Source organism: Nostoc sp. UHCC 0252, from assembly GCF_034931145.1.
In the GTDB taxonomy this organism is placed as follows: domain Bacteria; phylum Cyanobacteriota; class Cyanobacteriia; order Cyanobacteriales; family Nostocaceae; genus Nostoc.
In genome coordinates this window covers 1-21207 of sequence record NZ_JAYGHE010000076.1, presented here as the reverse complement: position 1 = coordinate 21207, position 21207 = coordinate 1, and the positions used below count along the sequence as shown (strand labels likewise).

The window sequence follows — 21207 nt, the reverse complement described above, 5'->3', positions numbered from 1 at the left end:
AGCGCAAGTGCGGCTTTAGACTGCTTGCAATACCAATAACCTACGTAAACTCTATTTAATAATTAGTCAAAAACTTTCACAAATGCCCATGTGATATCTTTGCTAAATCTTGAGTGCATCTTCATGGGAAATATGTTGTGGGCAGAGATTTCAATTCCTAGACATAACGTTGTGTGGTAGCACTGCTACCCTACGAGAGACATAATATTTCAAATAATTGAAAGCAGCTATAAAACTTTAGCTATGGCTAAGTGTTACCTCAGCGTAACCCTCAAGCCCCATTTAACTTACTATGTTTATTGTCCCCAGTTAAATGGCTACACCTGTCTGCCCTTAAGTCATTATGGCGAAATCTAAAAAAAGCTCTACCCCTACCAATCTCAGCGATCCACAATATTATCTTAACCGAGAGTTAAGCTGGTTAGAGTTTAATGCCAGAGTTTTACATGAAGCCTGTGACGATCGCACACCACTTCTGGAACGCCTCAAGTTTTTGGGAATATTTAACTCTAATTTGGATGAGTTTTTCATGGTGCGGGTTGCTGGTTTAAAGCAACAAGTAGAGGCTAAAGTCAGCCTATTAACTCCCGATGGCCGGACACCACAACAACAATTAGATGATATCAGGTCGACCTTGATTCCTCATGTAAAGAAAGAGCATCAACATTTTGAACAAGTACTTCGTCCTCTACTTGTAAATCATGGCATCCATATTCTGGATTACATAGATTTAAATCAAAAACAGCGAACTCATCTAAATAGCTATTTTGATGAACAAGTATTTCCAGTTTTGACACCTTTGGCTGTCGATCCTAGTCATCCCTTTCCTTTTATTTCTAATCTCAGTCTGAATTTGGCTGTTGTGGTTAAAAACCCAGACACAGAAGAAGAATTCTTTGCCAGAGTCAAAGTCCCCAGCGTTTTACCACGATTTTTACCGATACCGCCGGAGTTGGGACAAAATAGCGACAAACCTGCTCACTGGACTGGAGTACCTTTAGAACAAGCGATCGCTCATAACTTGGAATCTTTATTTCCAGGGATGAATATTCAAGAATATCATCCGTTCCGCATCACCCGCGACGCTGATTTGGTCTTAGAAGAAGATGAAGCAGATGATTTATTGTTAGCGATTGAACAGGAATTGCGAAAACGGCGGTTAGGTGGGAGTCCAGTCCGACTAGAAATTCAATCCCAGACTCCCGAAGCAGTGCGATCGCGATTATTGCACGATTTGGAATTGACAGAAAGCGATCTCTATGAAGTAGACGGTCTTTTGGGACTGCGGGATTTGATGTCTTTTATGGCCTTGCCATTGGCAGAACTCAAAGATCCACCACGCCAATCTGTTGTTCCATTACGCCTGCAAAGGCTGAGGGAACCGAGTTTAGATCCAGAAGTACTGGAGACGGACGAAGGAAAAGACTTTTTTGCTGTGATTCGGGAAAAAGATTTACTAGTACACCATCCCTATCAATCTTTTTCGGAAACGGTGGTACGCTTTATTACCCATGCCGCCTACGATCCGAATGTGTTAGCCATCAAGATGACACTTTACCGGACTTCTGGCGACTCGCCCATTGTCAACGCCCTGATTGCCGCAGCCGAAAATGATAAGCAGGTATCTGTACTGGTGGAATTAAAGGCGCGATTTGATGAGGAAAATAATATTTACTGGGCGAAACGGCTTGAAAGAGTTGGAGTGCATGTAGTCTATGGTTTAGTGGGGCTGAAAACCCACAGTAAAACCGTCATGGTGGTACGGCGCGAAAAAGACCGAATCCGTCGCTACGTGCATATTGGTACTGGAAACTATAACCCCAAAACGGCACGTCTATATACAGACTTGGGATTGTTTAGTTGCCGGGAAGAATTAGGTGCTGACATCACAGATTTATTTAATTTCTTAACAGGATATTCCCGGCAAAAGTCTTATCGAGAGTTGCTGGTTGCACCTGTGAATATGCGCGATCGCTTTTTGGCACTCATTCACCGCGAAATTGAAAATGTTCAAAATGGATTTTCTGGACGCATTGTTGCCAAAATGAATTCCCTAGTCGATCCGCAAATTATCACCACTTTATATGAAGCTTCCCGCGCCGGAGTGCAAATCGACTTAATTATTAGGGGCGTTTGTTGTTTGCGTCCAGGACTCAAAGACATTAGTGAAAATATTCGCATCATCAGCATCGTCGGTCGCTTTTTAGAACACTCTCGGATTTATTATTTTCATAACAATACCGAAGAGGAAATCTATATCGGCAGTGCCGACTGGATGCGCCGTAACCTAGATCGCCGAGTCGAAGTAATTACCCCAGTGAAAGACCCTGATATTGCTAAAGATTTGCAAGAAATTATGGGAATTATGCTTGCAGATAATCGCCAAGCTTGGGAATTACAAGCTGATGGTAGCTACATTCAACGCCATCCCTATGATGATTCTCCAGAAGCTAATTCACAAAAAATTCTCATGAATATGGCATTACGGTCAGCTGGTGTAGCCTCAAAGCTGATTGATTAAATAATTAGTTTGCTATACCTTGACAACTAGCTTAACTTAGTGATTTTTATAAAACTTTAATTTTTTGAGAAGTTATCTAAGTTATTTGTCATGGATTCATACAAGTTATTCAACCATTGGATAGATAGAGTGCCGATACTTGTTAGCATAAAGTAGAGGGGTTATCCTAAATAAATTTGTCTTTCCCCCTCGATGTTAATGTTATCCTGTGAGCTTTCTACCTTGCGTGTTCTAGTAGTCGATGACCACGAACTGACTCGTTTAACTTTACAACTAGTTTTTTCTTGCCAGGAAAATATTCAAGTAGTAGGTTTAGCCAGTAATGGTGAAGAAGCTATAGACATGGTTAAACGTTGCCATCCTGATGTGATTGTTCTAGACTTACAGATGCCGGTCATGGATGGCTGGAGTGCGTCTACTCACATTAAAGCTATCTCTCCAAATACCCAAATCCTTGCTTACTCCTCAGTGGAAGACGTAAATTTTCAGGGAGCCAAGGCAATGTCTAGCTTTGATGACGTTTGCAAGAAAGATGTACCTACAAGCGAACTGATAGCCTTAGTTAGGCAGTTAGGTCAGCGTGCAGAAAATGGTTCGGTTGCAGGATAAATTATATAGTTATGGTGTTTCGCCAACTCTGGCTTAGTTCAATCCTGGGGATTTAAAGACACGGTAGGACTAAAAAGCGTCGGTAGAGCCGGAAATTTAGGGTTAGACCGACGCAATTTTTGATAATTTCTACTCTACCGGGATGATGCGTTGAAATTCATCAATTAATTCATCCAGTTCTTCCAAAGCCTGATTTACGTCGACTCTCAAAGTTCCCAGGTTTGGTTGCTCTAGTAAGCCTAACAGGTAATTGCGTTTACTTTGAACTGCAACAATCCGTTCTTTTATAGTCTGTAAATCCATTATTTTTTCCTATTTTTAACTACCTTTAAGTCTTAAGTTAACTTAAAATCAAACATTCTGGTACATTAACTAGGTAAACCTAATTAAACATCACATCATCTAATATTCAAGAGTATAGATAGTTGACTTATTAGAAAAATCAACTATCTACTATATTATTTATTTTAGGACTTAGGTAAACAATAATCAAAAAGCTGATTTTTAGGTAAGGGTAAGACGCGAGTACTCCGTTGGAGAACTTGTAGGGTAATTGCTTTGCCTATATATAGGAATCCGGTTTGATTTATGAAAGAAATTAGGTATTGTAGTGGCGTGACAAGGCTAAATTGTTGCAAAAAAATTTGTAGATTGGGTTGAGGAACGAAACCCAACCTACATCTAGAGAACTCCAAGAAATAAATTATCCAATCTTGTGGGGTGGGCATCTTGCCCGCCATATAAACTGGGCGGGCAAGATGCCCACCCCACAATCAATAATTGAATATTTTTTTATTTGGAAGTCCCCTAATGGACTATTTTAGCCTTGCCACGCCACTACGTATCTACGTATCTGTTCAAAAATCAAATAGGAATCCCATATCAAATCCCTCTACCACTTATCTTTTTGCGTAAGTTACAATATATATATATATTTATACCACCTACTTAGAAGCTTAAACGAATACTCTTCCCTAATTTGTTACTAATAGCCGATGATAATAAAACTGATACCTTTTTACAAAATTGCTGCTACAGGCACGTTGGTAGTGGCGTACAGCAGTACCCCATTACAACCGATTCATCTGTTGCCGAAATTTTAGAAAATTGTATTGAAGGTATTCAAAACTGATATTAATTTAAGCTCATGCTAGGCAAAATCTCTTTGGGAACACTCGGTTTAACTCTCGGCGGCATATTAACCATCATTGGGTTTGTCGCCTATGCTGGCAATAATGCCACACTCAATCTTGTCGGATTTTTTTACGGGATTCCTCTATTGTTGGGAGGACTGGCGCTAAAAGCTAATGAACTCAAGCCAGTACCCTTTACCGAAACTACCTCACCGTCAGCATTGATTTTGCGCCAACAGCAAGCAACTGATACTCAAAATAAAATTCGCAAAGACATCACCCGATATTGTTATGGTCAAGATGCTCATCTAGACACAACACTTTCTTTTCTAGGTTTGAGTCCCACAGATGGGGAACGGCCAACAGTCACAGGGTTGCGAGAAATAGAAGTCAATGGCAACTATGCCCTGATTTTAGAATTTGATTCACCACTAATACCACTTGAAATGTGGCAAAAAAAGCAGGAAAAAATGACCACCTATTTTGGGCCTGGATTGGAGGTTCAAATAACGCAGCCATCTGAAAATACAATTGAGTTAGCGCTGATTAATACTCCAAAAGAATCTCTAGTTACTAGTCAATAGTCAAAAAATCTTTTTTACTGTAGCTAACCTAGCTTCAAGAGCATAATCACGATGCTTTCATGAACACCCGAACAACAACAATTCGTTGAAACATAATTAGTTCGGGTAATCTGAAAAACATCTGAATTGCATAATCAAATTAAATCAAATTTTTGCAGAGTGGGCAGCGTTCGACTGAGCGATCGCGCCGTACCCCTTCGAGGAAGCAAGCTACGCGTAGCGTTCCGCAGGAAAGTCTTACCCGCCCTAATTCTGCAATTTAAATATTAAATATCTTAATGCTAGCTAATCATTTTTTATAATATTTTCATAAGCTTTTTTCACCCAATACCCTCTAGGTGGCTTGTCTATTCCATAAGCTTTACACCACTTTTCTACAGCCTTATCAGACACACCAAAATCTCTACCTATTTGTGCTGTTGGTTTTTCCCACACTAGTTTTTCTAGTTCTTCTTTTAATGGTCTTTCTACTTTTCTAGTATGAATTCTAGAGTCTGGGTTAACCTTTCTGGTTGTTAAATCAACGCCAAACTCCTTATAGGTTCGCTTAGATGCTGCTTCAGTTAAGTCTATAAAATCTTCCCACCAGTAAAACGGTGTAGGTGAATTAGGTATCTGAGTAGTTATGTAGCAACCATTAAAGTTAATTGATGGATAAACAACTTTATCTATATCAGGCAGATAAATAGCATAAAAGTCAAAGTCATTTACTTTGTACTTTTTCTGATGAGTACCATTTTTATCTACCCAAATAGTTTTATTGACTACTCTATTATCTCCCGCGTATTTAGCTTGTATTTTGTAAAATTTATCGTCTTTGTAGGCAACAAAATCAAAGGGTAAATGCTCACAAACAACTGGTGTAAGGACTAAATACCCTTTAAGGGTTAAATCAGCGATCGCTCTGGTGGCAGCAATATCGCCCTTATTCTTGGTATGATGCAGCAATAACGAACCCTCAAACGTGGAAATCATCATATCACTTCACACCGCTTGAGGGTTCATATTGAGTTAAAACGAGCGCGGCAGGGTTCGAACCTGCGGCCGATTGCTTAGAAGGCAATTGCTCTATCCACTGAGCTACGCGCCCAACATGAATTAATGGCTCCCAAAGGAGTCATCTAAACTATTATATCGTTTCTGCGTATCAAGAAGCAATCAAAAATTGCAGATTTCTCATTAGCAAGGCTAAGATGCTAGTCGCTAGCTAGTCAATTTACACTAAAAACGAAACAGATGGGGTACTGGTTTAAATATATTGAGTTGTCAAGGGGTTATTTGCCTGTTAACACGACCGTCCTCTGGGCGGCTACCTTCGGGAAGGATCTAGCGATCGCTAGGCCCATTTTCACAGTACGCTAGGTAATTTCAGCCTTGGCGATACTGCCAAAGACCATTATATATTCCATATTAAGAGTGCCCCTGTGAGGAGTTATTTGCTAGTGCCATGTTTATTCTCAAACGGCAGGATGTTGAAATATCAAGCATTCAGCACCCAAAAAAGGATCAGCAGGTGCCGATCCTCAATTATCAAGGGCAGACTTTTCGCTTGATTAGTGTTTTCAAAGCTAGTCAAGAAGAAGAGGCTAGAGCCTTATGGAGAGAATTAACGGATAACCGGGGTAAAGCCTGTGTTTTATTAGAGGAACCGGAACGCTTTAGCGTTTGGGGTAAAATCCGTTTAGAACAATTGGATAGTGACACAGGTGGTCATGGCAAAACGGCGATTTTAATCCAAGCCAGTATTTTGCTATTGCAAGGTGTGTCTATCGATATTGAAGAATTTTTGGGTGCTAGACAAGCTGCATTATTTGAAAAAGATATTGCGGAAGTATTAAAACAGAAACAATTTCCTCAAGCATCAACCCTTGAAGCTGTGAAATATTTGGTATCTACTAATCCTTTGCCGACCGCTAAAATACCTGATTGGCAAGAAAATCATGTAGTTATTTTATTACAAGAACTGCACCGATTAGGAAAGGCGTATTTTGGCAACGCTAATTTTACCAAACAAGTGATTTACAAGCTAGAAGATATGCCAGAAGGCGAGCGATCGCTGTTTATCAATTGGCTAAACCAATCGCCACTGGGTAAACTGTGGCAGTAGCATGGGAAATTTTAACAAAATTCCGGCCACTGGCACTTGCTTTTTGTGTCCGATTGCGTGTTATTTAGCAGGCACACTGCTAGATATACAGTCCTTTTACTCAAAATACTGCCAGAGTGCATCTACATAAGTCTTGTCCTATGAATAACTCTTACGAGAATTCGTCCCTTTCTAAATCCATTTTCAACACTCAGAATCTTGTCTTAGCTAATATTGGCTGGGGCGTACTAGCACTGCTATACTTTTTGTTGTTTAGTGCCAAAGTTCCCGGAGCTGATGGCATAGAAAGCCGGGCCGAGTGGTATGTGATTGGCACAAATATTTTTGAAGCTTTAGCTTATTTGGGTGCCAGTATCTTATGCTTGAGGAACTGGCTGAGTCCACAAATCGTCAGTGGGCGAAATGTCTGGCTCTTGATTGGCTTGGGTATGCTTTCGTATTTCGTTGGAGGGATAATTTTCGGATATACCGAAATAATTTTAAAAGATGAACCAGATGTGTCTGTAGGCGATATATTTTTTGTACTTAGTTATCTATTACTTGGCGCAGGCATGATTTTAGCTGTGGCTTCCAGGCGAATCAATCTGGAAAAATGGCAGTGGCTAATTGTGTTAGCAATTGCAGTGTTTGGTAGTTTGTTGGCATGGTGGATTTCTATGCAGCAGGGAACACCCTCAGAACTGCTAGTCGCTATTTTGAATTGGTTTTACGTAGTTAGCGATGTGGTTTTGTTAATTATTGCTACCACTCTGCTGTTAGCCTTTTGGGGAGGAAGAGTTTCCCAGTCTTGGCGAATGATTGCAGCAGCAGCCTTTTCGCTTTACATTGCAGATATGTGGTTTAAATACGCCCAAGGCCCCAACTATCAAAGTGGGGAGATATTAGAAGTATTTTGGGTATTCAGTGGAGTGTTATTTGGTATGGGCGCTGTCTTAGAATATGACGCATCACTAAGACGAACGCGGCGTACCACCGGACGTAAACGAGCTTAGTAAAGATTTTTGGTATCTACCGTGAGAAAATTAACAGACTCTGACAAGCAAGAAATTCTTAAGTTATATCGAGAGACTGCCGAAACAACCTCAACTTTGGCAGAACGCTATGGTGTGAGTAACTCGACAATTAGTCGCCTGCTCAAAAGCACTTTGCCAGAGGATGAGTATGAATACTTAGTCTCTTTAAAGCGGGCTGCGAGAACTCCCGAAGGCAGGGCGCAAGTAAGCTACGAGCAGTTACCTCTGCTGACTCAACCGGAACCAGAGCCGGAGATAGAAGTTCCGCCTATAGAAAGCCCACCCTTGGAAGTGCCAAAGGTTGAGCCACAGCCACGTCGGGTAATTCGTATAGAGGAGCAACTTTACTCAGAGGAAACGGCAGAATCACTCGCTGCTAGTAGACGAGTGCGCCGTCGTCCCTCGGCGGCGGAAAAACCGAAGCTCCGAGTCACAGAGAAAATAGAAACTCCAGAGCAAAAGCCGCCGGAAATAGTCAGCATCTCCATTCCACCATTAAAGGATAAACATCCAGGAGCGGCTGTCATCGCGCAGATGTTGGGCGAAGATTTGCTAGATGAATCGGAGGATTTGGACGATTTAGATGATGATGATTTAGATGATGACGATTTTGAGGAAGAAGATTTTGATGATGATGACCTAGATGAGGAAAGGCCGTTAGTCACAAAAAGAAGACCAGGTGAAGCGTCAGTTCAAGTTTTACCTCTATCGATAGCCAATTTGCCGAAAACTTGCTATCTGGTAATTGACCGTTCTTCAGAATTAATTACCCGACCACTCAAGGACTTTGGTGATTTAGGACAAATTCCCAGCCTGGAAACCCAGCAGAGAACTCTGCCAGTATTTGATAATCATCGTGTGGCAAAGCGTTTTTCTACCAAGCGCGATCGCGTGATTAAAGTTCCTGATAGTAAAATGCTCCATAAGGCTCGGACTCATCTCGAAGCTAAGGGCATCACACGGCTGCTGATTGATGGTCAGGTCTATTCTTTGTCTGCGACGGTTTAGAGGTCATGGAGACACCTGCTAGCTATGGTGTGGTATTGGTGACGGCTGGCAACATGCAGGAGGCAGAAGCAATTGCTAATGCCCTTGTGGAGGCTAAACTTGCTGCTTGTGTGAGTCTGTTACCAATCCACTCAATTTACACCTGGCAAGGAGAACTGCATAAAGAGCAAGAATGGCAATTAGTGATTAAAGCTGATTTGGCACAATTTTCGGCAATGGAGGCCAAAATTAAGGAACTGCACTCCTATGAAGTGCCAGAAATTATTGCTTTACCAATTGTTGCTGGTTCTCAAGCCTACTTGCAGTGGATTTCTCAGCAAGTTAAAAGTAAAGAGTGAGGAGTTAGGATTTTCATAACTTCTCACTCTTTACTCTCAACTAATAGCTCTAAGTACAGCTTTGCGTAAAATCGTGGCGAATTGAGGGTTGAAATTTAAACGCAAAGGAGCGCAGAGGTAAGCGCAGAGGGACGCAAAGAATTAATGAAATGGAAATGTTGTACTAAGTGTAAACAGCCCTTGCAAAACGCTCTGCCAAATAAATAATGTCTTGTCTACGAGCAATTTGGTTCATCCATTGTTTGGGAATATTTTCCACGCCGTAGTAAATTCCCGCTAACCCACCAGTAACGGCGGCTGTAGTATCGGTATCTCCGCCTAAGTTGACAGCTTTTAGCACCGCCTCAGAATAAGACGAACTATTTAATAAACACCACAGGGATGATTCTAAGGTATCAATCACATAGCCACCAGAATTAATCTCTTCAACTGGTAACTTGGCAATCTCACCACTGAAAATTCTGCCAAAATGCGGTTTCTCTAACAAAAATTCTCGGACAGAATAAATTGTTTGGATATCTTGCAATGCTTGTAAATAAGCTGTTTGAAGGTCAGCCCCTTCCAAGAGCGCCACTGCAATACTAATATAAGTGCCACAGGCCATCTGCGATCGCGCATGAGCATGAGTAATCGCCGAAACATCATGCACCCGCGCCAGCAATTCGCCTAAAGTTAAGTTTCTATGACAATAAGCCATTGGCAAGATTCTCATCAACGAACCATTGCCATTACTATTTTCAACCTTCCCACCCGCCTGATGGGGAACAACTCCCTGCTTCAGGCGCATAATTGCTGTGTGGGTAGTTTGACCAATATCAAATACATCGCCACGGGGAGTCCAGTAAGCCTCCTTGTACCAACGCCAGAAGGAATTGGCTATGGCATCCAATGAATAGCCCCTACAAAGGCATTCTGCTAGGCAAAAGCTTAAGGAACTATCATCTGACCAAGTTCCTGGTGGTTGATTCCATGTGCCATAACCCTGCATCGTTGTCACTGGAAATTTTACTCGTTCAGCACGGCTAGTAAACTCCACTGGCACACCCAACGCATCACCGACACATAAACCCATCAAACCAGACAACGTTTTTGTACCGGTTAGCATTATTCAATCTCCACGATAACTGCTCAAAATTAACTTTATAGATTCCCTCTACGGCTTGTTGCAACAGATGCTACAGGCGAGTTTTCATTCTCTGTGAAAAACTCGGCAAGAAAATGTTAATCGGGTATTTTATTTCCACTATTCCAACATAGTTTAAGTTCCAAATATTGTGACAGTTTTAAAAGCGTCTATTTTTGGAACAAAGAACTTAGATGAAAAGACATTGAGTGTAATTATAACAGCTTATTTTTGATTATCAGGGATAGTTAGCCTGTAAAGTCTTATGCATCAATAGCAACATCAAGTTAATGAAATATAAAAATTAATTGGAACATTAAAACACGATTTTCGACTTGAAATATATAAGTAAAAAATACAAATTTTGGTAAAAACTATGAAACGCTTACTCAAGTCCTTCATCACAATTTCTGCATTGTCTTCCTTAATAGTTGCTCCTTTTGTTCTATCAGCTGGTCAAGCTTCTGCTGAAGCCAAAAAGGGTACTGACGCTAGTTATATTGGTGCTGGTGTTGCAGCTGGTGTTACTAGCGGCGGACAAGGTATCAACGATGATGCGACATTTGGTGGTAATGTCACAGGCCGCGTGAAATTAGGAACTACGCCATTTTCTGCACGCGGTAATGTTCTCTGGAGTGATAAAACAAGTGCTATCATCCCAGAACTTTCTGTGGATGTGCCTATTGCTAATAGAACTAATGCTTATTTAACTGGCGGTTATTCTTTTGTAGAAAAAGATGGCTCACCAACTCCCATAGGTAACAGAGATTCAGTAGTGGTAGGTGCTGGTGTGGAATCGGAAGTTGCTAATAATTTCCTTGTCTACACTAATGCCAAAGTCGGACTTGGTGCTTACCAAAATAGCGATGCCTCTGCTGTCACCATAAATGGTGGTCTTGGCTATCGCTTCAAATAAAAAATTATTGAGTCCTCAGTCACTCTATACTTTATTTAAGTACTCAGGACTTAGCACTAAAAACTCACTACTCTCAAAAGCTGGTTTTGTTAAGTGTTACATCACTGACAAAGCCGGCTTTTGCCGTGGTAAAATTAAATCATTCCTCATTATTCCGGCCGGATTACCGGGGATATAGCCGAAAGGTGCTGATTCAGTGTCTACGTAATGCTTTATTGAGAATACTATACAAGTCTAATGGTTAAATCTGCTCCTTCCCCCACCGCAACCCGTAAGCCTTCCAAAGTAGAAGGGATCAAGGAAAATAGTAATTTTTTGCGTGAACCTGTAGCTACTGAAATCCTTCAAGATACTACCCATTTTACCGAAAATGCGGTGCAGCTTTTGAAGTATCACGGTTCTTATCAGCAGGATAACCGCGACAACCGCACCAAGGGACAGGAAAAAGATTACCAGTTTATGCTGCGGACAAAAAATCCGGGTGGTTTAGTACCGCCGCAGCTGTATCTGGCTTTAGATAAAATCGCTGATGAGTATGGCAATCAAACGCTACGAGCAACAACCCGTCAAGGTTTCCAACTCCACGGAATTTTAAAGAAGAATCTCAAATCAGCGATCGCCACAATTGTCAAGAACCTGGGTTCGACTTTGGGAGCTTGCGGCGACATTAACCGCAACGTGATGGCTCCACCAGCCCCTTTTAAGAATCGCCCAGAGTATCAGTATGCTTGGGAGTATGCCCAAAATATTGCTGATTTGCTGACAGCGCAGACGGGCGCTTATTATGAAATTTGGTTAGATGGGGAAAAGGCAATTAGTGCTGAAGAAGCCCCAGAGGTAAAGGCAGCCCGACAACGCAATGGGAATGGCACAATCATCCATGACAACGAAGAACCGATTTATGGCACTTACTATATGCCTCGCAAGTTCAAAATTTGCGTGACAGTGCCAGGGGATAATTCGGTAGATTTGTATTCCCAAGACTTGACGTTGGTAGTGATTACCAATAAGAAGAAGCAATTAGAAGGATTTAATATTTTTGCTGGTGGTGGCTTAGGTAGAACCCACGGTAAAGAAGAAACTTTCGCTAGGTTAGCAGACCCTATTGGTTATGTGGCGAAAGATGACGTTTACGACATCGTGAAAGCGATTGTTGCTACCCAGAGAGATTATGGCGATCGCACCGATCGTCGTCACGCCAGATTAAAATATTTAATCAATGATTGGGGCGTAGATAAATTTCGCACTCAAGTCGAAGAATATTTCGGTAAACCACTCGAAGCCTTCAAACCACTGCCAGAGTTTAAATATTATGACTTCCTCGGCTGGAATGAACAAGGTGATGGCAAGCTATTCTTAGGAATTTCCATTGACAATGGTCGAATCAAGGATGAAGGTTCGTTTCAACTGAAAACCGCTTTGCGGGAAATTGTCGAGCAGTTCAACTTACACATCCGCCTAACAGCCAACCACAATCTGATTTTTTACGATATCGAACCAGGTAGCAAGGAAGCTATTCAAGACATTCTCAGCCGTTACGGTGTTGGAGACGACCCCAGCAAAATAGAACCTTTAGTGCGGTATGCAATGGCTTGTCCGGCTTTGCCTACTTGCGGCTTGGCAATTACAGAATCAGAACGGGCAATACCAGGGATTTTGGAAAGAGTTCGCGCTTTATTAGATAAAGTTGGTTTACAAAAAGAACATTTTGTGATCAGGATGACGGGGTGTCCTAACGGTTGCGCTCGTCCCTACCTAGCAGAATTGGGCTTTGTGGGTAGCGCTCCAGAATCTTACCAATTATGGTTAGGGGGTTCGCCAAATCAAACTCGACTGGCACAACCTTACACAGAAAAGCTGCACCATAATGACTTAGAAATCTTCTTAGAGCCGATTTTTGTTTACTTTAAGAAATCTCGGAAATCGAAGGAAAAATTCGGTGATTTTTGCGATCGCGTTGGTTTTGATGCCATCCGCGAATTTGCTGCTAGCTACGATCCTAATACCGCTAATGGTGCAAACAAATCGCGCCATCGGGTAAATTTGAAAGAAGAGGTTTATGGCAAGTTGAAGGAAGTAGCAGAAAGCCAAGGTAAGCCGATGACTCAGTTAGTGACTGAAGCGCTAGAAGCTTACTTCCAGAATCTTTCGTAAGCCGAAAAGTTTAAGATAATAAAATCAAAGAGAGACACAGATAAATACATCTGTGTCTCTTGCGTAAGTCCTAATACACTTAGTACACCGTTTCGTAAATTCGTGGTCAATTGAGGGTTTAAGTTTAAACGCAAAGGGGCGCAGAGGTAAGCGCAGAGGAGCGCAAAGTTTTTTGGAGCTATTTATTCTTTCCCCTGCTCTCTTCGGTGACACATCCACAGAAAAACTGAAATATGGTAACAACAGCAAAATTCGCAGAAACTAGGGATGTGCTGCAAAACATCAGCTGGCAGACATTCAAAGCTATGCTGGCAGATATGGGATCTGAGCGAAATAAAAGGCTAGCTTATGACAACGGAATAGTAGAAATTATGACTCCGTTGATGCCGCACGAGAATTCAAACCGTCTCATTGAAGGTTTTGTTCTTGTGCTGTGTGAAGAACTTGGTTTAGAGGTTAAAAGCGCTGGCTCGTTGACTATGACGCGGGATGATTTGGAGCAAGGAGGTGAGCCGGACAGTAGCTACTATATCCAAAATGAATTGTTAGTCCGCAACAAAGAAAATATTGACCTGAATACAGACCCACCACCAGACATATTACTAGAAGTAGAATATTCCAGACCCAAGATAGACAAATTAAGCCTTTATGCTTCAATGGGAGTCCCAGAATTTTGGCGGTATAACGGAAATGTCTTGAGGATCTACACCCTTAACAGTGGACAATACTTACAGAGCGATCGCAGTCAAACTTTTGCGCCTGTGCTGGTGACAGAGATTCCCCGATTTATCCAAGAAAGCAAGAAAGTTGGACAAATAGCAGCAACTCGTGCTTTCCGTACCTGGGTTAGACAACAGATATCTACAGCAGGGCAATAATTCATTAAGAAAAATGTCTCAACTGCAAAGAATTGCGATCGCACCCTCCCAATTTCAACAAGGGCAAATTTTACTTACTAAAGAACAACAGCATTATTTGGGGCGTGTGTTGCGCTTGCGCGAAGGCGATCGCTTTATTGCAATGGATGGTAAGGGAAAATGGTGGTTAGCGCAGCTAGCAGGCGAACAAGCACAGGTTTTAGAATCGCTTTTGGTAGAAACTGAATTACCTGTATCAATTACCTTGATGGTGGCGTTACCCAAAGGCAATGGATTTGATGAAGTGGTGCGGTGTTGTACAGAGTTGGGAGTAACTTGTATTGCACCAGTATTGAGCGATCGCACTTTGCTTGATCCTAGTCCTCAAAAGCTCGAACGTTGGCGGCGCATCGCTGCGGAAGCCGCCGAACAATCAGAGCGCTCTTTTGTACCAACAATTTTAGAGCCTGTTGCTTTTAATACAAGTTTGTCATTTGCCAACAGTCAGCAATATATCTGTGAAGCGCGTGGTGAATTTCCCCATTTAAAACATTGCTTACAGCAAAAAGGACAAATGACAAATGACAAAGGACAAGAAAGAATTGTCATTGCTACTGGCCCAGAGGGAGGATGGACAACACAAGAAATTGAGAATGCGATCGCATCTGGATTTCAACCTGTTTCCCTTGGTCGTCGCATCCTGAGAGCAGTTACAGCCCCAGTAGTAGCATTATCCTTGATTACCGCAGCTTGTGAAGTATAAATGATTTATAGCTCACGCAAAAGTGATTTCGCGTGAGACATCACTCCAGCGCGTATTTATAAGTGATGATTGAGCAAGTTGCGATCGCCTTTGACCATAAAGATTATCAAACAGCTGCCAAATTACTCAAACAGCTGCTAATAGAATCACCAGACAATCCTTGGGTGCAATTTTATCTTGGTCGGTTGCATGAAGTATCCACAAAGTATCAGGATGCGGAAAAAGTTTATCGGCAACTGCTGCAAGACACGACAAATACCAAAATACTGTCGCTAGCACGTCAAGGTTTGCAACGACTGCAAGAAATTGAGCTTGAAGAAAGACAAAGAGCCATTTCCCAAGCAAAATCTGAACCTAATAACACTGAACTTGGTGTATTAGTTTTAGAGCCACTCAGTAACGAGATGAAAACAGAAGCATCTCGAAAATTTGCCCAGATTATGCAGTTAGATCCCTACACTGCAAGGCTATTAATGCCAAGTCGTGGCTGGAGGTTGTATCGCACCGGGCAAGTGGGAGAACTAAAATTTTACGGCAAACAGTTACAGCAGGCTGGTATTCCTTGCTTTTGGGCAACAATAGCTCAAATTCAGCAAATTCAAGTTTACCAAGTTAAACATTTTCAAGAATCTACTCCCCAAGTTACTGTTGTTTGCAGTAATGACACAAATCAACTCGGTTCTCTTACCTTTAACTGGTCAGAAGTTACAGCAAGAGTAGTAGGACTATTACCCATTTTTGAACAAGTTGTAGATGTTAATGCCCGTCGTAAACTGGAATGGAAAACTCAAACACAAGACTATGCCCAGTTTTGTGATTTACACTTACCAGGTAGGCGTTGCATTCTCCGATTTGATGATAACGGCTACGAATTCCAGCAGGGTTTAAAAATCATTCCCCAAGCTAGCCAAAATACAATCAGAATTAATTGGAATAGTTTATCAAGTTGGATTGACCAGCAACTACCTCAAGTCAAACTTTGGTCGGATTTCACACCTTTTGCAGATACAACATTAGATCAAACAGAATTGTTGAGTAATATCAAGTCTCATGTTCATTTGTTTCGCAGGGAACAGACTAATTGGGATTCAGTTTTTCATTTATATAGTGGGCTGGTGTTTGTTAGAGAATTCGTAATTCGTAATTCGTAATTCGTAATTAACTTACTTATTACCCAACTAAAAAGTAAATTCACAAATCAAATAGGATTTTTATATCAAATCTATGAATATAGCAAGTGCTAAAAAACAACAGTTAGGGGGATTGTATGTTCAATCTCCTGAAGGAGAACAGCTAGTTTTTCCGCTCAAGCATACGGAAGTTATAGCAAAAATTGCAGGAAATCTATCACGAGTTGAGGTGATTCAAAGTTTTGAAAATCCATTCATACAGCCTTTAGAAGCAGTGTATGTCTTTCCGTTACCTGATGAGGCGGCGGTGGATGACATGCAAATCAAAATAGGTAGCCGCATCATCAAAGGTAATATTAAAAAACGTGAAGAAGCACAACAAATTTACGAAAAGGCGAAACAAGAAGGACGTACTGCTGGACTTTTAGAACAAGAACGAGACAATATCTTTACCCAATCGCTTGCTAACATCAAACCTGGTGAACAAATTGATGTCACAATTCGTTATACCGAAAGTTTAAAATTTGAGGCGGGAAACTACGAATTTGTTTTCCCGATGGTGGTGGGGCCGAGATATATTCCCGGAACGCCGATTGATAGTAGCAAAGATACAGACCAAGTTCCTGATGCTTCCCGTATTACACCGCCTGTAGTTCCAGAAGGAATGCGAACTCGTCACAATATTAATGTCATAGTCGAAATTGATGCAGGGTTAGCAATTTCTGAAGTGTGTTCTCCTTCACATCAATTAAAAATTGAACACTCAGGTGAAATTGTGCGGATTAAATTAGCTGGAGAAGATACAATTCCCAACAAAGATTTAATTCTCCGCTATCAAGTTTCTAGTAACGAAACTCAATCTACAGTATTAACCCAAGCCGACGATCGCGGCGGACATTTTGCGGTATATCTAATTCCAGCTTTGGAATATTCTACCGATGAAATTGTCGCCAAAGATGTTGTATTTTTGGTGGATACTTCCGGTTCCCAATCTGGCGATCCGTTATGGAAATGTCAAGAATTGATGCGACGATTTATCAATGGGTTGAATCCCAACGATAGTTTTACAATTATTGATTTTTCCAATAGAGTGAGGCAGTTATCGCCAAATCCTCTGCCGAATACACCAGAAAATCGTGCCAAGGCGATCGCTTACATTAACAATTTACAAGCTAATGGCAGCACAGAAATGCTTAGTGGCATTCGTACAGCCATAAATTTCCCCACACCAGCCGGAAGATTGCGGAGTGTTGTACTTCTAACCGATGGCTACATCGGCAACGAAAATGAAATTTTAGCAGAGGTACAACAGCACGTACAACCAGGAAATCGCCTTTACAGTTTTGGTGCTGGTAGTTCAGTTAACCGTTTTTTACTGAATCGTGTCGCCGAAATTGGCCGGGGAATATCCCAAATTATTCGTCATGATGAACCCACAGAAGAAGTTGCCGAAAAGTTCTACAGGCAAATTAACAACCCTGTACTTACGAATATTCAAATTTCTTGGCACGGTGACACAGAATCGCCTGTCATTTACCCAGCCATAGCACCTGATTTATTCAGCGAACAACCATTAGTGTTGTTTGGTCGGAAACAGAATAGAGTCGGAGGTAATCTGCAAATTTCCGGCATCGCTGCGGGCGGTAAGCACTATGAAAAAACATTTGACCTCAAATTTGAAGAAGCAGGAAACCTTGCTGTAGCGCAGTTATGGGGACGTGCTTGTATCAAAGACTTGATGAATCAGATGGTAAGCTTTGAAACTAAAGCTGGTGTAGAAGCGGTGACAGAAACAGCCTTAACTTATCAACTACTTTCTCAATACACTGCTTTTGTTGCCGTCAGCGATGACGTGCGGGTTGAACCAGGAAGCGAATATGTATCTATGCAAGTGCCAGTGGAAATGCCTGAAGCAGTTAGTTACCAAGGAGTGTTTGGCAGTCCTCCTGCTGGTGGTTTTGCGGGTAAAAGTCCAAGGCGAGCGGCATTAGCATCAGATTTTCTGCGAAAAAGGCGATCGCCACCATCTCCAGTAGCGAAAGAAGTCGAATTCTCTTTAAACTTTGATTCCGAGGAAATGGAACAAGATGAAATATCAGACGCAGCCATCAACCATCAGTTAGAGGTTATCAGCGTCACAGGATTGGATGAAACAGGAATTGCTGACCTGACCCAACATCTTCAAAAACTAAACTTGCCTTCTGGCTTCAGTGGTGAAATCGTCTTTGAGTTCACCGTCAAGAAAGGTCGCGTAGGACAGGTAGTGATGGATGAAGAGGCATCAACCCAAAAAGATGCAGCTGTAGTGGAGAAAATTAAGCGATCGCTCCTAATTTGGAGAGTTCATCCATCTACAGCTGCCAAAGTTATCTTAACCTTGCGGATTCACATTTAACTTGTAGAAACAGAAAATTACCTGTTTCTATCAATTGTTAGGTGTTTTAACCTGACGTGCCATATCTAAGTAAGCACTCATATTCGCACCGGGACGGCGACGGCCATTTGAGCTAGTAACCGAAGGAGCAAGATATTTAGGTGCAAAGGTAGTTTCTTTTGGCTCTTCTTTCAGGGTTTTAGCTGCTGCGGCTTTTGCATTTTTGCCAGGTTCAATTTTAAGACCCTCAGCAGTCTGAACTAGCGTAACATCAGCTGGTTTGGGATTTTTAGCTGATTTTTCCTTACTCTTCTGTTCCTTACCCTTCTGTGCGGCGGTTTTTGTTCCGTTCAACGAATCTGGCTTGGATTGAGTTGGTGCTTCTGATGCAATTGCTGCCGTTGCTTTCTGAGCACTTGATGTAACTGTCTCTGCTACTTTTTTCGCGTTCGATGCTACTTCTTTAGCAGCATCTTTAACAGCATCTTTGGCTTCGTCCAATTCTAAGAAATAGCCGTTGCTTTTTTTCTTACCTGGTAACAGCCCAGTTAGGAAACCGAAAATACCTGAAATTAACTTTTTGATAAAATCCATTACAATTACTCCTGCCTTTTATACTTGGAACTCGACCGTAATTGTTAAAAATTACGAAAAAATGTAACATTTTTTGCTTTGCGTCACCGTGTTCTAGTGACAACCATTATAGGTTTGTGCTTAATCAACATTGTAATAAAACTATAGGGCAAATGTTCTTTACGCAAGCACTTGCGACCTTTATACACCGAGAACTAATTATTAAATTTTACTGTAACTAAGAGCAAGATTCTGAAAGCAAGCTTTATAAAAATTAACACTTCTTCCTTGGAAAATTATGGATTGGAAAAAAGCAAGGGATTTAATTTTAATCCAGTGGGAGGAGTGTCATAGACCGTTCGCAGATAGCAAGAGTACTCAGTTACATTTTGTACAGACTGAATTTAGCCAGATTTGAGAGATGAATAGTGATCAGCAGCGTAATCCTGTGTTATTGGTACACGGCATTGACGATACGGGGTTAGTTTTCTATAAAATGGCAGGGCATTTAGCATTACAGGGTTGGTCTATATATTCCCTGGATCTGTTTCCTAATAATGGTGATGTGGGTCTTGATAAATTGGCAAAGCAGGTAGCCGATTATGTTGCAGCCACCTTTGCACCAGAACAACGCCTAGATATAGTAGGCTTCAGCATGGGAGGAATTGTCAGCCGCTACTATATCCAGCGACTGGGAGGAATTAACCGCGTGCAGAGGTTTATCACCATCTCTTCACCTCATCATGGAACTCTGGTTGCTTATGGTTCCCAGCGTCCAGGTTGCATACAAATGCGCCCCGACAGCATTTTTCTCAAAGATTTAAATTCTGATGCTGTAATCTTGGGGCAACTAGATTTTACATCTATCTGGACACCTTATGATTTAATGATTGTCCCAGCTAATAGTTCACAAATGCCCGTAGGAAGCCAGGTAATAATACCAGTTGCCCTACACCCTTGGATGCTGACAGACTCAAGGAGTTTAGCAGCAGTAAAAGCAGCTTTAACAAAGCCGATTAAGCTACCCTTCCTTAAAAAAGCATCCACTTAGTAGCCAGAATGCTCACCACGCTAGCTTTATTCATCTTTAATTACAAATTACGTTCGCGTAGCGTGCCGGAGGCTCTATTACGAATTACGAATTACTTAAGTCCTATCCCCAATTTGCGTATGTTCGTAACTCCCAAAAATCGCCTCTGGATGACGATAATATTTGAACTCCATCAGGTTATAGAAAGGATCTTCCAAAAAGAAAGTGCGATGCTCAAGAGGAGAACCGACAAAGCGATTTTTGGTTTCTTCACGAAAAAGAAGCTGTTGTTGTTGTGCCCTTTCTAGTAAGTCTTGCCAGTCATGCTCTTGGGTAAAAATTAGCCCAAAGTGCCTGGGATAGATACTGTGTTGCGGTATCAAAGCTTCTTTGGTAACATGAGCTACTAATTGATGGCCATAGAGATTGAGAATCAGCGCGTGATGGTTTTCACGCCCAGGAATGCAGCCCAAACCATCCACGTAATATGCTTTTGTTTGGGCAATGTCGGTAACAGGAAAAGCAAGATGAAATACAGTTTGGCTCATAGCTTATAGAGGAAATATTAGTAGTTGATACTATCTTCAATTTATTCTGTTAAGTTTTGATTGTGGTCAACTTGAACACAGTTTTAATTGATAATAATTTATATCCTTTATCTTTAATAACTAAAATTAAGGGCTGATTACTATAGCCATTGCACCTTGTGGCTAAAAACTTTGTCTTACATTAATTACACTTAATTCTTTAAGTGATTCCTTTGTCTTGTGCAGGTATACTAATTTATGTTTGCATGGGCATACCGTAGATTTAATAGCTTACAACTTTATTATGGATGGTGTTTTAGGAAGTTAACGTACTATCCATAATGAAATGCTTGGGATCTGTTACTCCAAGAGTCTACCCAACTAAACAAGAGTTTGGCATTTTGTTTAATCCGCGTTCTTTAGTCAATATTGCAGTGTATATATAAT

Annotated in this window: 19 protein-coding genes and 1 tRNA gene; 14 read left to right on the top strand and 6 right to left on the bottom strand. The window is 41.4% G+C overall.

All coding sequences use genetic code 11. The annotated features are described in order from the left end of the window. Positions 1 to 343: 343 nt before the first annotated feature. Together ppk1 and VB732_RS29230 are read left to right on the top strand one after the other, a co-directional pair. Positions 344 to 2521, top strand: coding sequence for a polyphosphate kinase 1 (gene ppk1 / locus VB732_RS29235; RefSeq protein WP_323234368.1), 2178 nt, complete (start codon positions 344 to 346; stop codon positions 2519 to 2521). Positions 2522 to 2713: 192 nt separating this feature from the next. Then, a complete protein-coding gene (locus VB732_RS29230; RefSeq protein ID WP_323234367.1) occupies positions 2714 to 3130 on the top strand; it encodes a response regulator transcription factor in 417 nt (138 codons plus the stop codon). Between the two features lie 129 nt (positions 3131 to 3259). On the opposite strand, the gene VB732_RS29225 is transcribed toward VB732_RS29230, so the two are convergent. After that, a complete protein-coding gene (locus VB732_RS29225) occupies positions 3260 to 3433 on the bottom strand; it encodes a hypothetical protein (RefSeq protein ID WP_323234366.1) in 174 nt (57 codons plus the stop codon). 844 nt (positions 3434 to 4277) lie between these two features. On the opposite strand from VB732_RS29225, the gene VB732_RS29220 reads away from it, so the two are divergent. Continuing rightward, the gene (locus VB732_RS29220; RefSeq protein WP_323234365.1) at positions 4278 to 4847 is read left to right on the top strand and encodes a DUF2854 domain-containing protein; all 570 of its coding nucleotides are present in this window, start codon (positions 4278 to 4280) and stop codon (positions 4845 to 4847) included. A 285-nt stretch (positions 4848 to 5132) separates the two neighbouring features. On the opposite strand, the gene VB732_RS29215 is transcribed toward VB732_RS29220, so the two are convergent. Both VB732_RS29215 and VB732_RS29210 read right to left on the bottom strand, forming a co-directional pair. Continuing rightward, entirely contained in the window at positions 5133 to 5822 is a 690-nt protein-coding gene (locus VB732_RS29215) for a group I intron-associated PD-(D/E)XK endonuclease (protein ID WP_323234380.1), read from the bottom strand. 42 nt (positions 5823 to 5864) lie between these two features. After that, positions 5865 to 5937, bottom strand: a tRNA-Arg gene (locus VB732_RS29210). Positions 5938 to 6294: 357 nt separating this feature from the next. Between VB732_RS29210 and VB732_RS29205 the strand changes: the two genes are divergently transcribed. From VB732_RS29205 to cutA, 4 genes are all read left to right on the top strand, one after another. Next, positions 6295 to 6954, top strand: a complete 660-nt coding sequence (locus tag VB732_RS29205) for an Npun_F0813 family protein (RefSeq protein WP_323234364.1) — start codon at positions 6295 to 6297, stop codon at positions 6952 to 6954. Positions 6955 to 7094: 140 nt separating this feature from the next. Continuing rightward, complete coding sequence (locus VB732_RS29200) at positions 7095 to 7946, top strand: hypothetical protein (RefSeq protein WP_323234363.1); 852 nt, start codon at positions 7095 to 7097, stop codon at positions 7944 to 7946. Positions 7947 to 7967: 21 nt separating this feature from the next. Next, positions 7968 to 8975, top strand: coding sequence for a transposase (locus VB732_RS29195; protein WP_323234362.1), 1008 nt, complete (start codon positions 7968 to 7970; stop codon positions 8973 to 8975). A gap of 5 nt (positions 8976 to 8980) precedes the next feature. Beyond that, the gene (cutA, locus tag VB732_RS29190) at positions 8981 to 9313 is read left to right on the top strand and encodes a divalent-cation tolerance protein CutA (RefSeq protein WP_323234361.1); all 333 of its coding nucleotides are present in this window, start codon (positions 8981 to 8983) and stop codon (positions 9311 to 9313) included. 163 nt (positions 9314 to 9476) lie between these two features. On the opposite strand, the gene VB732_RS29185 is transcribed toward cutA, so the two are convergent. Next, positions 9477 to 10418, bottom strand: coding sequence for an ADP-ribosylglycohydrolase family protein (locus tag VB732_RS29185; RefSeq protein WP_323234360.1), 942 nt, complete (start codon positions 10416 to 10418; stop codon positions 9477 to 9479). 394 nt (positions 10419 to 10812) lie between these two features. Between VB732_RS29185 and VB732_RS29180 the strand changes: the two genes are divergently transcribed. From VB732_RS29180 to VB732_RS29155, 6 genes are all read left to right on the top strand, one after another. Next, positions 10813 to 11352, top strand: coding sequence for an outer membrane beta-barrel protein (locus VB732_RS29180; RefSeq protein ID WP_323234359.1), 540 nt, complete (start codon positions 10813 to 10815; stop codon positions 11350 to 11352). A gap of 237 nt (positions 11353 to 11589) precedes the next feature. Then, positions 11590 to 13506, top strand: a complete 1917-nt coding sequence (sir, locus tag VB732_RS29175; protein WP_323234358.1) for a sulfite reductase, ferredoxin dependent — start codon at positions 11590 to 11592, stop codon at positions 13504 to 13506. A gap of 233 nt (positions 13507 to 13739) precedes the next feature. After that, complete coding sequence (locus tag VB732_RS29170) at positions 13740 to 14384, top strand: Uma2 family endonuclease (RefSeq protein WP_323234357.1); 645 nt, start codon at positions 13740 to 13742, stop codon at positions 14382 to 14384. Between the two features lie 13 nt (positions 14385 to 14397). Continuing rightward, a complete protein-coding gene (locus VB732_RS29165; RefSeq protein ID WP_323234356.1) occupies positions 14398 to 15126 on the top strand; it encodes a 16S rRNA (uracil(1498)-N(3))-methyltransferase in 729 nt (242 codons plus the stop codon). A gap of 65 nt (positions 15127 to 15191) precedes the next feature. After that, a complete protein-coding gene (locus VB732_RS29160; RefSeq protein ID WP_323234355.1) occupies positions 15192 to 16277 on the top strand; it encodes a tetratricopeptide repeat protein in 1086 nt (361 codons plus the stop codon). A 73-nt stretch (positions 16278 to 16350) separates the two neighbouring features. Then, positions 16351 to 18651 carry a VIT domain-containing protein gene (locus VB732_RS29155; protein ID WP_323234354.1) on the top strand — a complete coding sequence of 767 codons (2301 nt, stop codon included), beginning with the start codon at positions 16351 to 16353 and terminating at the stop codon, positions 18649 to 18651. A gap of 30 nt (positions 18652 to 18681) precedes the next feature. Here VB732_RS29155 and VB732_RS29150 read toward each other — a convergent pair whose 3' ends face one another. After that, positions 18682 to 19224: a hypothetical protein gene (locus tag VB732_RS29150; protein ID WP_323234353.1), complete on the bottom strand. Its 543-nt coding sequence runs from the start codon at positions 19222 to 19224 to the stop codon at positions 18682 to 18684. Between the two features lie 400 nt (positions 19225 to 19624). Here VB732_RS29150 and VB732_RS29145 point away from each other — a divergent pair, with 400 nt between their 5' ends. Continuing rightward, entirely contained in the window at positions 19625 to 20254 is a 630-nt protein-coding gene (locus VB732_RS29145; protein ID WP_323234352.1) for a triacylglycerol lipase, read from the top strand. Positions 20255 to 20349: 95 nt separating this feature from the next. On the opposite strand, the gene VB732_RS29140 is transcribed toward VB732_RS29145, so the two are convergent. Next, positions 20350 to 20781 carry a VOC family protein gene (locus tag VB732_RS29140; protein ID WP_323234351.1) on the bottom strand — a complete coding sequence of 144 codons (432 nt, stop codon included), beginning with the start codon at positions 20779 to 20781 and terminating at the stop codon, positions 20350 to 20352. Positions 20782 to 21207 lie beyond the last annotated feature (426 nt).